The sequence below is a fragment of the Nocardia sienata NBRC 100364 genome (assembly GCF_001613205.1).
In the GTDB taxonomy this organism is placed as follows: Bacteria; Actinomycetota; Actinomycetes; order Mycobacteriales; family Mycobacteriaceae; genus Nocardia; species Nocardia sienata.
Genome location: NZ_BDBX01000010.1, coordinates 149,341 through 164,895 on the forward strand (window position 1 = coordinate 149,341; position 15,555 = coordinate 164,895).

9 protein-coding genes and 1 tRNA gene are annotated in these 15,555 nt (G+C 63.9%); 7 read left to right on the forward strand and 3 right to left on the reverse strand.

The window, feature by feature from the left end; translation table 11 throughout:
• Nucleotides 1-93 precede the first annotated feature (93 nt).
• The 3 genes from NS4_RS09570 to NS4_RS09580 all read left to right on the forward strand — a co-directional run bounded on the left by NS4_RS09570 (nucleotide 94) and on the right by NS4_RS09580 (nucleotide 1,816).
• Nucleotides 94-178: transfer RNA gene (locus tag NS4_RS09570), tRNA-Leu, on the forward strand.
• 109 nt (nucleotides 179-287) lie between these two features.
• A complete protein-coding gene (locus NS4_RS09575) occupies nucleotides 288-746 on the forward strand; it encodes a hypothetical protein (RefSeq protein ID WP_218020332.1) in 459 nt (152 codons plus the stop codon).
• Nucleotides 743-1,816: a tyrosine-type recombinase/integrase gene (locus NS4_RS09580; RefSeq protein ID WP_063059156.1), complete on the forward strand. Its 1,074-nt coding sequence runs from the start codon at nucleotides 743-745 to the stop codon at nucleotides 1,814-1,816. Before NS4_RS09575 ends, NS4_RS09580 begins: the two co-directional genes overlap by 4 nt.
• 326 nt (nucleotides 1,817-2,142) lie before the next feature.
• Here NS4_RS09580 and NS4_RS09585 read toward each other — a convergent pair whose 3' ends face one another.
• Complete coding sequence (locus tag NS4_RS09585; RefSeq protein WP_063059157.1) at nucleotides 2,143-3,231, reverse strand: hypothetical protein; 1,089 nt, start codon at nucleotides 3,229-3,231, stop codon at nucleotides 2,143-2,145.
• 202 nt (nucleotides 3,232-3,433) lie between these two features.
• Between NS4_RS09585 and NS4_RS09590 the strand changes: the two genes are divergently transcribed.
• Nucleotides 3,434-3,964 (forward strand): hypothetical protein, encoded by a 531-nt coding sequence (locus NS4_RS09590; protein WP_245665211.1) that lies wholly within the window; start codon nucleotides 3,434-3,436, stop codon nucleotides 3,962-3,964.
• Between the two features lie 3,319 nt (nucleotides 3,965-7,283).
• On the forward strand, nucleotides 7,284-7,430 hold the full coding sequence (locus tag NS4_RS32110; protein ID WP_157105967.1) for a hypothetical protein: 147 nt from the start codon (nucleotides 7,284-7,286) through the stop codon (nucleotides 7,428-7,430).
• A gap of 369 nt (nucleotides 7,431-7,799) precedes the next feature.
• On the opposite strand, the gene NS4_RS33855 is transcribed toward NS4_RS32110, so the two are convergent.
• Nucleotides 7,800-9,131 (reverse strand): competence protein CoiA family protein, encoded by a 1,332-nt coding sequence (locus tag NS4_RS33855; protein ID WP_084487055.1) that lies wholly within the window; start codon nucleotides 9,129-9,131, stop codon nucleotides 7,800-7,802.
• A gap of 1,330 nt (nucleotides 9,132-10,461) precedes the next feature.
• Between NS4_RS33855 and NS4_RS09600 the strand changes: the two genes are divergently transcribed.
• Both NS4_RS09600 and NS4_RS09605 read left to right on the forward strand, forming a co-directional pair.
• Nucleotides 10,462-12,774, forward strand: coding sequence for an argonaute/piwi family protein (locus NS4_RS09600; protein WP_157105968.1), 2,313 nt, complete (start codon nucleotides 10,462-10,464; stop codon nucleotides 12,772-12,774).
• Nucleotides 12,771-14,009 carry a PD-(D/E)XK nuclease domain-containing protein gene (locus tag NS4_RS09605; protein WP_157105969.1) on the forward strand — a complete coding sequence of 413 codons (1,239 nt, stop codon included), beginning with the start codon at nucleotides 12,771-12,773 and terminating at the stop codon, nucleotides 14,007-14,009. Before NS4_RS09600 ends, NS4_RS09605 begins: the two co-directional genes overlap by 4 nt.
• 1,079 nt (nucleotides 14,010-15,088) lie before the next feature.
• Here NS4_RS09605 and NS4_RS09610 read toward each other — a convergent pair.
• Nucleotides 15,089-15,379, reverse strand: coding sequence for a hypothetical protein (locus tag NS4_RS09610; RefSeq protein WP_063059161.1), 291 nt, complete (start codon nucleotides 15,377-15,379; stop codon nucleotides 15,089-15,091).
• Nucleotides 15,380-15,555 lie beyond the last annotated feature (176 nt).

A 15,555-nucleotide genomic window follows, 5' to 3' on the forward strand; every position in this document is an offset into this window, starting at 1 on the left:
TTCGTCACCCGCTGACAATGGAGTGGAAAACCCCAGGTGGCACCCGCGATTTTGCCCCGGTGGCGCGATCCGATACTCTTGCTGAGCACACCGGTCCGGGTGGCGGAATGGCAGACGCGCTAGCTTGAGGTGCTAGTGCCCTTTATCGGGCGTGGGGGTTCAAGTCCCCCTCCGGACACTTTTTTGCTGCATTTGTGCCCCAGAAACCGTGTCCGTGCACTGCCTGGACACCCATTTTCCCGTCACCGCCGTGACCTGCGGTTTCACCCCGGTTGGGGGTGAAAATTGTGACCGATGACACACTGGCGCCACTGCTTCCTTCATTCACCGACCGGCCCGGAATCGGCGACCCGTCCGTCTTCGCATCGGGTCCCGCCCTGCCGATGGCGACCCTCGAGGAACCCGCGCGATCGAAGGCCGTGCACAGCATCCGGCCCGTCGACACCAACGGCCGTGTCGTCGACAAAGCCATCGTCGGAGCCCTCGACTGGCATCCCGGAGACCTGCTGTCGTGGCGGGTCACCGGGGGACTGGTGTTGATCACTCGCCCTGGCCACGGCCGCCGTGGCGTCACCAAGTACGGGCACCTCTCCCTGCCCGCCGCCGTCCGGCATTCCGCGGGCATCCGAATCCATGACCGTGTGCTGCTGGCCGCCGACCCCGACCAGGCCCTGCTGGTCGTCTATCCCGCCGACGTCCTCGACGACATCCTCGCTCGCCGCTTCGCAGAAGGAGCACCCGAATGATCACCGGTACCCAAGCCGATATCGCCGCCGTGCAGATGATGATGGAACGCCTCGGTCTCACTGTCACCGACCTCGGCACCGGATCGCCGGCCGAGACCGCGCGTCTCGCACCGACCTTCGCCGAGTTCATCCCGGTCGCGATCGACCGGATGCCCGCGGGCCGCACCCGTGACCACTACTGCACCTACTGGAACAAGATCCTGGCCCAACCCGGCTGGGGTGAACGGCGACTCGACGCAGCCACCGCCGCGGACCTGCAGGTGCTGTGTGAACAGATCCGCGCCGCCCGGGTCATCCGCCGCTCCGATCGTGGCGGCAACGAGGTCGTCCGTCACGTCATCGACGCGCTGCGCAAGCTGTACAGGCAGGCCGAGGACAGCCGGCTCATCGACCCACGCGACAACCCCGCCGCACGCCTGACCAAACCCAAACGCACCCGCTCCAACCGCCGCGCCCTGCCCACCGACCTCCTGGCTCAACTCGTCCACGTTGCCGCCACCACCGGCAACGACCCCGAATTGGACAGCCTGATCCTGCGCCTGCACACCGAAACCGCCTGCCGCCGCGCCGGAGCCCTGGCCCTGCGACCGCAGGATCTGGATCCGGTGCAATCGGTGATCCTGCTGCGCGAAAAGGGCGGCACACAGCTGTGGCAACCGATCTCACCAACCCTCATGCAAGCCCTGTGCCGCCACGCCGAACAACGCGGCGCACCCGCCTCGGGTCCGCTGTTGTGCGCGCGGAACGGCAAACCGATTACCCGCCGCCGCTACAACCACCTCTTCGAACGCCTCGGTAAACACCTCCCATGGGTGCACACCCACGGCATCTCCATCCACTGGCTACGCCACACCACCATCACCTGGGTCGAACGCCACTACGGCACCGCCGTCGCCCGGGAATTCGCCCGCCACAGCCAAACAGGCGGGGGAGTCACCGGCATCTACACCACCGCCACCATCACCGAAGTCGCACTCGCCGTTGCGCACCTCACCGGTGAACCCCACCCACTCGCCGTCGAGGCTTCCGATCACCGGGGGCCTTCACGGAGTCCGGCTCGGCACGAGTAAAAGATTCCCGTCGGACAGTCGCCGAAACGGCCGGGTGAGTTCGACATCAAGATGTCGGTTTCCGCAACCCAGGCGTCCCCTCCAGCTCGGCTGGCGGGGACGCCTGGGCCCTGTGATCGACTGGCAAGCTCGACTCCTTCGCCTGAGCGCAAAAGGGCGGTGCGCGTGTTCATGAACAGCCCGCGTTCCGGACGCGATCTCTGAACACCGGAGAGGGCAGCGACCGGGCAGTATCGGTCCGGAGTTGCACCTCCTCGGAATGTTCAAAAGAGGATCGGTTTACGACACTGAGGCACTCCCACGGAGTGGGTGGTAGGTGCGATGACTCATTCGGTTGGAGATTCCGCTGTCCCGTTGGAGGCGCGGGCTGTGTTGTACAACGAGCCCAATGGGAGGGCATGCTCGACGATCTCCACAGCGACATCGACCGCTTTCGCGGCCTCCTCGTGCTGGGGTTCGTAGCCAGCGTGTGCGGCCCGATTCCTGACTTTGGCCAACCGTTGGTCAACGCTGTTGACCGATGTTGTGGCTTCTTTCCCTCCGATCGCCCGAACGAGCTTGACTATGTCGACGATCCCGTTGCACCGGTCGAGCAGTTCCTGAACAACTTGTGCGGCAGTTCCATCAAGTAACCGCCGCACTTGATTTGCCAGGGCGATCTCAGCAGCAGTGCAGGCATCGATCGTCGCCTGCCTGCGTTGGCCTGCCTGCAACCAAGATCGAGCTCTGCGGATGTACTGCCACTCCCCGGGCAGCTGCGCTCCCGCCCCGGCGAGCTCAAAGCATCGCTCCAATACCTCGACATCGGGAACGATAAACGGCTTGGGAAACGCTTCGATGGTAGTGGTCTTCCAGCTCAGCGGCTGTGCCTCACCGTTGTTACGAGAGGTGTAGGCGAGGAATTTGGAACCAAGCCCGCGAGGCTTGTGTAGGCCGAGCCGAAGTAGATCCAGCTCGGTGAATATGTCGAGCCACATCGCCGCCAGGTCCCACCATTTCTCAAGCTCCTGCCCCAACCGTTGGCAAACCGCCGCCAGTTCCTGGTCTGAGCCGGAGGCCTCGAACCGGTAGGCCAGCCTGTCGAGGCGGGCACTCATCAGCTTGCCCCCTGAGGTGAAGGTTGAGCGCCCCCAGTCGGACGGCCTGGAGTCCCGATCGGGCGGGTACTGATAGTGAAAGTTCGGCGCTGTCAGGCTCTGGCCAGCCCGTCCGATAACGAGCTGATCCGGTGGAAGGGGCAAGACGATCGTCAATGGCTGCCCCCCGACAACCGTCTCAAATGCTCGACCGAGACACTCCGCAGCTACTACAAGTCCCTCCGGAGGGTAGGGGAAGACCCCCTCCACCAGCCGGAGGGCTCCGAAGTGTTCCTCGTCGTTGACGTGCGAGAGAGCCTCAGACATGCGCTCATTCATAGTCAGAACGATCTCAGAGACTGTCTGAGCTGCGGCAACTGAGGTAGACATGCCCACTTCAAACACGCGGGTTAGATACAGGCACGTGTCTCAAAACCTTGGTTATGAGACGACTTCTCGATGTCGGAGCCCCCCGCGGCGCTGTCGGAGGTGCATGAAAGATTTGAGCCTGTCGAAATTGAGTGCTTAGGAGGGTGTAGAGGTGGGTAACAGCGGCTTCAAAATCAACAAGCAGGGCATTCGCAACATGGCGCGTGAGATCGAACGGGAGTTCGCGAAGAACCCGATCCGCGTGCCTGTCGAAACCGAGTACGACGGTGTTTATCCCGCCGGCGGATCGGTGACCAACTATCACGGGCCAGTCGTCACGGTCACCGGCGATAACGCACAAATCGCGTGGGACAACAACACCGTGAACCAGGGCCAGAACCGCAGCGAACAGATTGCCCCCGGCTACGAGCAGCTGGCGGCAACCCTCGCCGAACTGCTGGCCGGCCTGCCCTCGCTTCCTCTCGATGACGACGACGAAGCCGAGGTACGCACGAACGTCGACACCGTGCTCGCCGAAGTGGTCGAAGAAGAGCCGAACCAAGGTCGCATCAAGCGCGGCCTGACAATGATCAAGGGACTGCTCTCACCCATCGCCACCAGTGCCATCGAGGCGGCGAGCGAGGAAAGCGCCGAGATCGCCCGCACCGTCATCCAGGATCTGGGCTCCTCCCTCCCGTTCTGAGTACTGGCAACGAGATGCTCTGACCTGTGAAAACGATGCACTGTATGACGCGCTGGCGGTAGTTCTATCCCTCCAGCAGCCGGACCGCGGACCGGCCAGCGAGCTGGGTTCGGGCTCCTCGAACCGGACCTGCTGTCGGATCGCCACGTCATACTTCGGTTATGGGGATCGAGTCGCCACGGGGGCATGCACGCGGGGGACGTCTGGGCGGAACCAATGTGAGGGGGTACACCCGATTCACTGACCGTCCCGCGCCGCGGCGCGGTGGTGGGCGCTCGCCGTACTACCCCGGATCGCGTAGCGCCTCGGTCATGCCGACCCTGTGGGCCCTCGGGGCTCTGCTGGTCGCTGGGATTCTCGTGCTGGTCTCACTCACATGGACTCATCCCCCGAACGCAGCGAGGCGCCGGTAACCCCTTCGGTGGTCGTGCCCGCGAAACCGGCTGCTCCACCTCATGCGTGCTTCCCGCTGGCGCCCTGCTGACCGCCTGCTTCAGGGATCACCGCCCTCAGCACCCCAGCTGGAAAGGAAAGCATCCGGCCGGGAGTTGAGGTTTTGGAGCCGGGGGCTCCGGGTTGACCGGCGGCCGCGGTAACTGGGTTTCGTCTTCCGGCGCGGCGGGAGAAGAATGCGGTGGATCGTGGGGAGTGACCTGCTCTGCCGCTGGAGGTTCGGGGTTCGTGACCCACCAGATTACTCCAGCCAGAGCTACGAATGTCAGCACCGCCGCGGCCACGGGGCCCGCCACCGATTTTCGGGCCGTCACAGCGACTGGTCGGCTCCGGCCGGCAGGTCGAGGCCGGACCACGGCCATCCCCCGGTCCGGGGCGCCGAAGGTTTCCTTAATCGGGATCACCGTGCGTGGGGCCGATGCCGGCGCGAACTTCGGCGGCGGGGTGGTGGCAGCCGGAGCCGGTACAGGACGGGGTAGAGCGGGTGTGGCAGGAAGGGCAGGTCGGATGGGGGGTACCGCTGCGGGCCGGGGGACTTTCTTGTGGGGTGTCGGTAGTTGTCCGTCGGTGACGATCAACTGATCGATCCGGGTCGTGTCGTGTCGGACGAGGGTGCTGCGTCCGACGGGGTACCAGCCGTTGCGTGGTCCTTTTCCTCCGTGGAACTCGCCGGCGCATTTGCAGACGCATTCCCACACCGGCGTGACCTTGGCGTCCTTGCACTTCTGGTCGCAGATGCTGGTGTGCCGGACCTCCAGCCTCATTTTGGTGGGGCCGTACGCGTAGGCCATCGCCGCGGTCAGGCGCAGTAGGTGGTTGGGGCTGAGCTTCCAGGCGGCCACACCGTGGCGTTGCACCTGCCGGAGCGGGACTCGCCTGCCCAGCACTTTCTTGAGCCAGGCTCGGGCCTGCTCGGGGTCGTCGGGCAGGTAGGCATACAGCTCGACACGGTTTTCGCTGTCTCCGGGCACGATCGCGCGTTCAACCCATGGGCGGGCCGACATCGGTTCTCCCCCTTCTGTTTTGAGGTAATGGTCGGCCCAGTCTGAGGTCGCGCTCCGACAGTATTTGCGCTGATCATGACGGTATCCGTGACACTGGCACGGATACCGTCATGATCAGGAACTTTTTTCGCGGCGCCGCTGCCGCCACTCGCGCTGGCGGCAGGTCGGTGAGCAGTGCCGGGCGTCGATCCGGAGATGGCGCCCGCCCGGATAGATCTGCCGGCCGCAGCCGGGGCAGGAAACGCCGAGGTCGGTGGGTTCCTTTGGAGGTGGACTCCGTTCGGCTGCGAGAACTCGCTGGTAGTTCTGGCCGAGCCGTTTACGGGCCCGATAGGCGCGGGCGACACACGCGGGCGAACAGTATCGGCGCCGCGGATGAGCGTCGCGAGGAAGTGCAGCCCAGCAGGAAGGGCACCGGCGTCGGGATGAACGGCGGCCCATGTCCTGATTGTCGGTGTACTGCCGTGGCGTGTACAGGGTTCGACTCTGCGGGGGCGCACATAGGAATCCTCTGGCTGCGTGAGGGGTTCTCGGCCCCTGTTTAGCGCGCACAAGCGGCGGGACATTGATCACGGACGCGTTACCTGCTGGTCGCCCACCCGCGGAGTCGGCGCGGCTGAGCCGGGTCCGCGCCGAACTCTGCAAGCGCTGGCTGGGCAGGGTGTGGCCCGAGTCTTTGATGACTGCCGCTTGCCTGCCGATTACACCGCCTCGCGTGCTACGCCTGGATTGACTGCCGGAGTGACGATCCTTGCCGGATTCTGCACACGAGGTCCGGACTTGGCTTGTCGGGTTGCACGATGGAAACAGCGGGCGCGCCCGCGTGCCGAGGCTACGGTGCATGCCTATTACAGGCGAGTGCAGCCGGTATTGCGGCTGGGGGTAGACCCGATCACACCCGTGCGAGGTGACCGATAAGGACGGGAGACCGGTACTTAAGCCGATGACCGGTCACCGGCGCAGGGTCCGTTGCCAAAGATGTGCAGGTCAACGGTGGGATAGACTTTGTCGGTCATGAAGTCGGCACAGCGTTTCCGCAGGTCCCCGACGTCGCCCAATATTGCCCATGATTTCCCTGTTTGTGCAGTTAGATGGCACTTTGTGGGTCCCGACGCTGTTCCTTCGTGCCCCTGACTTCCCATCCTGACCCGTGTGAAATTTGTAGAAAATTTGTAGCGCCACGCACCGGGCAACAGGCGGGGCGCCCCTGGGAGATGCTGTCCGGGCGGGTCGGATTTCCAACCGGCTGGGTGACTTGGCGGTCGTTCGTCACAGGTACCGGTACTCGGTTGGACACGCAAAGCAAGGTCAACCGGGAAAACGCCTTGATCATGGTGGATTCGTGTCCGATCTGACGATTGCGACGATCGAGTGGGCTGGCTGACCGCGCGTGTCTCGGCCTCGTCAGTAAGATGCCCGGCTGCGGCGAGTCTGCGGAGGATGACCTGCCGTTCACAAGTGGACATGCGCTCGGTGTCTGTAGCCCGCAACGGAGGTTTCTGTTTCAGCCCGGCGTGATCGGTGCAGTGAATCGGCGCGTGCGCCGACGACGCGGTCGCGGACCGGATTGTCGACTGGGAGGCGTGCGGCAGGGGCGGAGGGGACTACGGTGGTGAGGAACACCGTCGAGCAGCCGATCGGCTGCCGAACCCGACAGGAGCTCTTTCGAACTGCCGCAGTTCCGCTGCCTTCGGGCGATTGGTTGCTCCATTCGGCAGTTCGGCACGGAGCGGCCTCGGGTTCGGATGGGTATCCCCGAAAGGCCCGGACCGCCGGTCGGCCAGATCGCCACGGGACGCGCATCTCGACACTGCCTGCCGCGACTTCCACCGGCAGCGCACACCGAAGATCGGAGCACGAACATGCACGACGACAATGCTGGACTGTTCAGCCACGTCCCGGCCGAACCCGAGCCGTACTCGATACCGGCCGATGCTCCGCAACCGGTGTTCCTGACCGCGGTACCCGAGCCGGACGCCGCCACCCGCCCGGACGCCGGTTCCAGGTAGGCCGGTTCCAGCCAGGGCCGGCGCGTACTGGTTCGGCAGCAGGCGCCGGATCGGCACGCATCACACCAGCACTACTCGCGGCTACCGGCCAAAACCGCCGCCAACTCGAGCCGGACCCGCCGTGAGCTCCTGCGCATCGCCACAACCCCCAGATCGCACTGCTGCCGGCCGGACTTCACAAGATGGCCAGCATGAGGTACGGGCGCCCCGCACCGAAATGGGTGTGGGGGTCAGGGGTTCGAGTCCCGTTAGCTCCACAGAAATAGCAGGTCAGGCCCGGTCTAAGACCGGGCATGATCTGTTTGCTGGGTGTCAGTGCTGGGTGCGATTCATACGCTGCCTACGCCCGCCCGGCGCAATGAGCACATGTCAGAACAGGGGTAGCTGGTCGTTGTCCGGAACTTTCTGCCGGTTGACCCGATGAATATGAGCCCGATCGCCTGTGATCGCTGACGTGGCTCGCGAACTGTTCGATGGTGTTGCTGGATCGTGTAGAGGAGCGGCAGGTCGCCTGGTTGCTGGGGGCTGGTAGTTGCCGATCTGGGGCGCCGGCGAGCAGCTCGGGATTTCTCCAGGAGCGGTGTCTGGCGAGAGTGTGTGGCTGCAGTTGACGCAGGTGAGCGGTTGCCGAAGGTTGCGGGTTCGCCGGAATTGAGGGGCGTCAGTGTATGCCGGGAGATGGCCGTTCTTCACGAACGTGTTCTGGAGCCGGACCCAGCGCAAGTGAGCGAGTGCCTCGGGGTCGGTGATGGGTGGGGGCCCGGTAGTGCCGACCACATTCGGGACGGGACTGGCGGTCCGGGAGGGATTTATGTACACCGGCTCGGTTGCCGGAGTGGGGTAATTGTGCTGGTTGAGGCGATGCTGTCGACGTGCTTGCAGGAGTTCGGGTTCGTGGTGTAGCCCGTCGGTCAATGACTGGTGCAGCTGGGTGGGGATCGCGAGGCCGCGCGGTGTCAAGGTGAGGTCGTCGAGTCGGCATGGGTGTGCGAGCAACTTGTCGTAGACGCACGGCGGCAGGTGCGGTACCCGGTGTGTGGGATTATCCTTGGTCGGCGGTTCTGGCCATAGGGTTCGGTGCGGTGCCCCGATCAGCACGGAGGCGGACCGCTGGGCGGGATCCAATGTCCACAACTGTTGATGGCTGTCGGGATCGCTGAGCACGATCCAGTGTGGACGGCTGGTGGGATGCCAGAACCAGACATCGACGACTCCGTTGCGTTGGTAGTCGTGAAGTCTTTGGCTCCACTCCGCATCGGTCAGCGGCCCCCTTTGGACTTCGAGAGCTACTTCCCGGCGGTCGGCGAATATGACGCGGACATCGGCGCGGCGTTCCCGGTGGGGCAACCACGCCTCGGTATCGGCTTCGATCACACCCGGCTGACGGAGAGCCCACTCGGTCAGCACTGCCTTGCTGGTCAGATGCCACAGCGTCTCAGGATGATGCCGCCCGCCGACGGGCGCGAACCCGGGGGGATGGGCGAAGTGCGGTCGGCGCTGCCCGCCCACGCGGGCGCGGACCACCACGGGTACTTTGTCGCCGAACTCGGTGAAACAGGCCGCGCATACCAGCGTCCTGTCACCGGCGAGGCTTTTGCGCCTGAAGTCGTGTACGTGCGGGTCGGCGGGATCTGTCGGCGCGCAGACGTACTGCCCGCACGAGAGATCGAGCGCGACGGTGAGCTGGTCGGAGAAACCCACTTGGACACCCCTGTCGAATAGACGGTGAGCCCTCCGGCAGACGCGGGAAGGCTACGGAGGGCCGCTCTATTCGAGAAAATGGGTTCGGCTGAATTCAGTTCAAAGAGCCTGGAACGGCTGAAGTATCTGTATGGGTATGTATCGCCGAGTGGGTGTGAAGGTTTGAGTAGGTGCTGTGCGGCCTGTGGCTTCAGAGTAGGGCGTTACGAAGTCCCTGTCGAGAAAAACTGTTGCACAACATCTTCGATGACTTCCCACCCGACAGCACCGCCGCGAAGATCGCAGCCCTGATCGAGGACCACGTATCTCCGTGGGGCCGACCTCAACATCGACTCCTTATCAAGCCCACCTCTCGTCCGCGGCCATCATCACCGGGCCGGCCAAGCTGGCCGCCATGGGTGCTGGTGGGTGCCCGCTCTTCGAAGCTGGGGGTGCTGAAGTCGGCGGATGAGTCAAGATCTCGGGCGCAGGGTAGGACTTGAATCCCTCAGTGGGGCAGATTTACCGATTCGGTGTGTTCGATCACATCGAACGGTAGACGATGTTGATCGAGAGGATCAAGCGCTGGCTTGCTGTGGCGTACGGTGGTTGTAGATCTTGGTGTTTGCTCTGTCGGCTACTTCTGTCTGCGGTGACCGGTGCTGCGGTGGTTATCTGTGTCCACGCCGGGGCCGGGCGCGGTGGAAGTAGCGTGGCGGTCGCAGGTCCGTGCCCTCGGCAGGACACGCAGAACATGGGCAACCGGAAAACGCCTGGTCGTCGTGAATTCCTATTCAATCTAAACGATGCAGGGCCGCTGGTACGGGCTGGTACCTGGTCCCACCTTCGACGTGCCCACGTCGGGGCGTGTCGAACCTGGAATGGCGACGGCCTGCGGTTTTCCCGGGACGGTGATGATCGAAGCTGAATACCACCTGTAGCGCGGGGTCGCGACGTCCGTCTTGCCGTCGTCTGACGTCGAGTGAGACGGCGGCCGTGCGATCCTTCGTTACCGGAAGGCGCTTGCTGGTGACCGACCGGTAGGCACGGAGCCCACCGTGCCTCAGGCGGCACCGCGTACGGGTAGCGCGCCATCTCCCGCGAACACCTCCACGCACGCAGCGACGGTCTCGCATTCGCGAGTGCCCTGCGCGACGGGATCGAACATGCGCTCGAACAACGGCTTCGGGATCTCCCGTCGGCCACGGTTGCCGTCCGCGTACGTGAGGCCCAGGTCAGGGCAGGGCAGTACGCACCGGTGAGCGGGTGGTCCGCCGTCGAGCAGGCGACCCCCTGTCGTCCGTGCCGAACTAGCGAGCTAACTGTCGGGGTGCTGTCGTAGCCTCGGGCGGTGGATTACTCTGGAGAACGATCGTCCGTGCCCGGCGGTCGAGGGCCACTCCTGGTCCTCAACTTTCTTCCAGCTCGGTTCGACGGACGAGTTGACGCCGGCACGCTACCGTTCGAGACACCAGACAAGTTGCGCGCTATTCGTGAAGAGCTCCGCACGTCCCACGTGGTCGTCACCCGCGGTAAGGAAGTCGTGTGCGTGCCCTTCGTGTCGGGTGCGAAGCTCATCGGCAAGCGCACGACGATCACAGCTGCTGGCCCCGATCTTGTCGTGCAGACCAGCCTCCTGGAATCGAGCCTCCGGCGGACTCTCACCGAGAAGTGGAAGTACGAGTTGCGGAGGGAGAACCCGCTGACGTTCGTTTCACGGACGCCTGGTCGCGACCTGTTGGAGAAGGCCCTGGGGCGTGAGCTTCCCGGGCTGCACGTCTTCCCTGCGTACTCGCTGGACGTGCGCAGGTACGGTCCAGGCGGATTTTCCGGCGTCGTGGTCGGGCTGAAGACGAGGTATGAGATCGACCTTCCTGTTGGCGTTCTCCTGCGGCGCGGCGTCCAGGTGAACGGCCTGTACGTGCTTGCGGAATCACCCTTGGCACCTACCTGGCCGTTTCAGGACCCGCACACGCGACGCCGACTGGTAGGCCAGGTAGTCGCCGTTGACGGGGACAAGCTGCGGGTGCGTTGCCGCGATGGCGAGTTGGAACTGGACGCGGCGGAGGCATGGATCGAGCCGAACACGGCCAACTTCTACGCGGTGCTGCGGAAGGCGTGCGGGCGGTCCTATGAACGGGACTTCCACGCCTTGGAAGCCCAGGTCGTGAGCCTGACTAATGCGCAGCAGCGCATTGCCGACACGAACCGGATCGCGGCCAACCTGATCGGTCTCGGCAAGTTCGACATCAGCAATGGATTGACAGCCGAGCTGGGCAAGCCGCTGAGGCTGACCAGCACACAGCATCCTCATGTCCGGACGCTGGCCGAGCCTACGTTCGTGTTCGACCAGTCGGGAGACAAGACGGCACCGTTCCCGGAAACCGGTCTGACCAAGTGGGGCCCGCTGGACGCCGAGTCGTTCACGCCCAAGGCGCCCCATATCGCCGTTGTGGTGCCGCGCCAGTTTCAGGGAAGAGTGGAAACGCTGGTGGAAAGGTTCCGCAACGGCGTCCGAGGGTCGAACGCCTACGCGGAGGGGTTCGTGCGGAAGTTCCGGCTGACCGACTGCACGTTCAGCTTCACGGTGTTCGACGGCGACGCTACGGACGCGGCGGCCTACCGGCAGGCCTGCCTGACCGCGCTGTCGAACGACGAGCAGATCAACCTGGCGTTCGTCTTCACCAGTGCGGTGCAAGAACATCAGACCGGCGACGACAGCCCGTATCTCGTGTCGAAGTCGACATTCATGAGCCAGGGCATCCCGGTGCAGGAGTACCAGGTCGAGAACATCATTGGCGATAGTAACCTCGCATACCCGCTCAGCACGATGGCGCTGGCGTGTTATGCGAAGCTCGGAGGCACGCCGTACGCGATCAGCGACCGGGGACGGCCGATGGCCAGGGAGCTGATCTTCGGCATCGGCAGCGCACAGGTCTCCGATGGCCGGATGGGTGAGACGGAGCGGTTCGTCGGCATCACCACGGTGTTCAACTACGATGGCCGTTACCTCGTGTCCAACGTGTCCAGAGAGACACCGTATGAGCGGTACCCGCAGGCATTGCTGGACGCCCTCCGGACGTGCATCGCCGATGTGAAGGTACGGCAGGGCTGGCGGTCCGACGACTTCGTCCGGCTCGTCTTCCACATCTTCAAGCCGTTGAAGGACAAGGAGGCACGGGCGGTTAAGGAACTGGTCACCGAGCTGACCTCGGAGTATGCAAGCGTCGAGTTCGCATTCGTCACGGTTGTCGACGATCACCCGTGGCTCGTCCTGGACGAGAATTCCGACGGTGTGAAGGTCGGAAGGGGCACGAAAGGGAAGCACGTCGCCCGGCGCGGGTTCGCCTTGCCGATCAGCAAGCGCGAGCTGCTCGTGACGGTGAAAGGGCCGCGGGAGATGAAGAGCGACAAGCAAGGCGCTCCGAAGCCGCTCCTGCTCAAATTGCACCGCGAGTCGACGTTCACCGACATCGACTACCTCGCGAGCCAGGTCTTCCAGTTCACGGCCATGTCCTGGCGCCGCCCCTATCCCACCAGCAAGCCGGTCACGATCTCCTACTCCGACCTCATCGCCGGTCTGTTGGGCAAGCTGCGTCACGTGACCAACTGGAACTCGGACATGATCTACATGAAATTGCGTTTCAGCAGGTGGTTCCTATGACAGAGACCGAGGAACCGATCTTCGGAGCACAGCTCGCGGCGTGGCGACGCAAGATCGACGCCGTGAACATGCCGGGCAATGTAGAAGGCCTCTTCGCCCGGTACGTTCTCGGCGACATCGCCCAGCTGCAATGGAAGGTCGACCCGGAGACATCAGGGTGGCTGGAGGCGAATGCCCACCGGCTGGACGTCCCGCACACGCTCGCCGTGCTGGGCTACACGGCGACCGCGCAGCCGGCACTGCTCGCTGACTTCGCCGATGTCCTCGTGACCGGCGTCGAAGGGCTGGCGAGGCGGGACCCATACCCCGGGGACCGCCTCACCTTCCTGTACTCCGCCCCGATTCTCATCGGCGTGTACCTCGCGGGGCGTGCACTCCAAGACCGCCTGCCCTCCTTTCTGACCTGGCTTCGGGAGGTGCTCGGTGACTCTCGCCGGAAGCCGAACGACCCCTGGCTTGGCCTGATCCACCTGCACCTTCAGGCAGAGCTCGCCCGTGAGCCGGTCGAGATCCCCGAATTCGCGAGCATGTCCGGGCATGAGCTAGCGGCCGCGTTCTTCATGCTCACCTCCGGCACGGGGACCGCTGGTCTGCCGACAGGCGAGTTGCGCGGCGTCCAGCATCGTGCAGCACAGACGTTCCTTCGCGCCAATCCGGACGAGGTCGACGACCGGAAAGCGGCTCTCTGGCTCCTTTTCGGCGAGCGGCTCGCGATCGACAGCGCCGACCAGTTGGTGATCACCGCCTCGCAGGTCGGTCTAGTGCTCCGTCGCTTCCCGGCAGCGCTGCGCAGGTGGAGGTGGGACGACGACACGCTGAGGGATCCGATTCGCTGGCGGATCGACGCGGAGCGCGAAGTCCAGGACATCCTATGGATCATGCTTCGCACGGTCTTCGACGACGTGGTCGACGAGGACACTCTGGCGAAGCTGGGGCGCAGCGGCTACCGGGCCGACTTCGGCCTGTCTCGTCTCGCCCTGCTGATCGAAGTCAAGTACATCCGAAAGCCCGGCGAGTTCAAGAAGATCGAACAGGAGGTGATGATCGACTCGGTGGCATATCTGAAGGACGAGCGTTTCAAGCAGATCATCGTCTTCATCTACGACGACTCGTCTTCTGTAGAGCAACACGACCTCACCTGTCGCACGTTGCTCGAGGTGCCGGGAATCGTCGACGTGATCATCGTGTCACGACCGGGCATAATCCCTACTGCCGACCGGCGTTCAGGCCGATAGTGAAGGGCGGAGGCCGATCATCGAGGGAAACCGGCGCTGCTTCAAAACCCGAGGGGGGCTGGTGCAGGAGTAGGTTGAAATCGTATCTGCCCGAACCAGCCGCCGACCGACGCTGGTCTGAAACCGAAGCCGTTCTCTAATCCGTGATGGTCTCAATCAGGCCCGACCTCGGGAGTACTGCAGCAGGAATCTGCGCGCCTACCGCGACGGGAGCATGGTCTGGTCGAGAATTCCTTGAGTGGCTGCGAGCAACGAGGTTGAACCCACCGGCACGACGGCACCCGAGTCCGGCAGAGGAGTCTCGGCCGGCGACAGGTGCAGAGGTGATGACGAGGCAACGTCGGGACCTGGAAGTCAGGTCGAGATACCTGCCCGACGAGGTGAAGATGCGATGCGCGCTGGGCTGACGGTGTCTTTCGAGGTCCGCTATGTCGATGGCGTCGAAGGCGAGCAGGTCGGTGCCGCCCAGGCGAAGGCTACTGCCGCGCTGTTGAAGTGGCACGCTGGTCGCGGAGATGTCGATTGGTCCTGAGTTGCCCATGTTCTGCGTTTCCTTCGATGGCTCGCATCGGGAAACCGCGTGACCCGTACCCTTTCTGTCTCGTCTGCGCGCTGAACGGGATATCCGGGTCGAACTAAACCCCCGGAGCTGCGGAAACAGTGTTGCAGGTTCGTGCCCTCGGCAGGACACACAAGATATGGGCAACTGGAAAACGCCTGGTCATCGTGGGTGAGTACCGGACGTAGGAGTCGCGGCCTGCTGATATTGGGCGTCCGTAGTTCCCATCTGCTGGGAAATTGACACTGGTCGGCTAACCGTCGGGGATGCTATCGCGCCGACTCGGCGGTGCAGCAGAGTGTCTGGGTCGGCTGTGTGGGGGGTCAGGGGGTTCGAGTCCCCTTAGCTCCACTTAAAACTTCAGGTCAGGCCCGGTCTAGTACCGGGCCTGACCTGTTCTATCTCGACCAACCCCCGTTTACCCCCCGGTTTGGTCTCGAAATGGTGTTGACGATGGTTCTGCCGTCATCCTGCCAGTGAACAGTGTGACGTGATCCGGGTGTATGTCCGGGACCGGGAGTCATTGTGGCAGGTCGGGTAGGTCCGCCAGTGTCTGTAGTGCGCCTTCGTACCAGGCGTGTACAGCCAGCCAGAGATAGGGCGGTTGTCCTTCCTCGGTTTCCATCTCCTGGGCCTCGTGGATCAGGTACTGCAGCATCCGGTTGTCCCGATGCAGGAGCGGGTAAGAGAAGGTGCTGTCGGGTGTGTTGATGCTGTCGGCCCGGTAAACGAAGTGTCCGTTGGCGATGATTTGGGTCGACTGGCGGGTTATGTACTCCGTCGGAATCTGTGCTGGTTGGTCGGGTTCCATGGCTTGTCCCGGGTGGTTGTGGGCGGCCTGGTGGTGTGATCAGTGCGCCATGCCCACTGCCGGACGTCGTGTGCCCGAGGCTCGGCAGGTGTGTAACGTCCCGCTGCTGGTCGGCGGCAGGGATACGGCACTGGTCTCGTAAGAGAGGTGGGTTCGGCGCGATTCTCGAACGGGGC

Bases quoted from the DNA above. Each gene is read 5' to 3' on its own strand.
- NS4_RS09580 (WP_063059156.1), top strand. From the start codon at position 743: ATGATCACCGGTACCCAAGCCGATATCGCCGCCGTGCAGATGATGATG.
- NS4_RS09585 (WP_063059157.1), bottom strand. From the start codon at position 3,231: ATGAATGAGCGCATGTCTGAGGCTCTCTCGCACGTCAACGACGAGGAA.
- NS4_RS32110 (WP_157105967.1), top strand. From the start codon at position 7,284: ATGCACGACGACAATGCTGGACTGTTCAGCCACGTCCCGGCCGAACCC.
- NS4_RS09605 (WP_157105969.1), top strand. From the start codon at position 12,771: ATGACAGAGACCGAGGAACCGATCTTCGGAGCACAGCTCGCGGCGTGG.
- NS4_RS09610 (WP_063059161.1), bottom strand. From the start codon at position 15,379: ATGGAACCCGACCAACCAGCACAGATTCCGACGGAGTACATAACCCGC.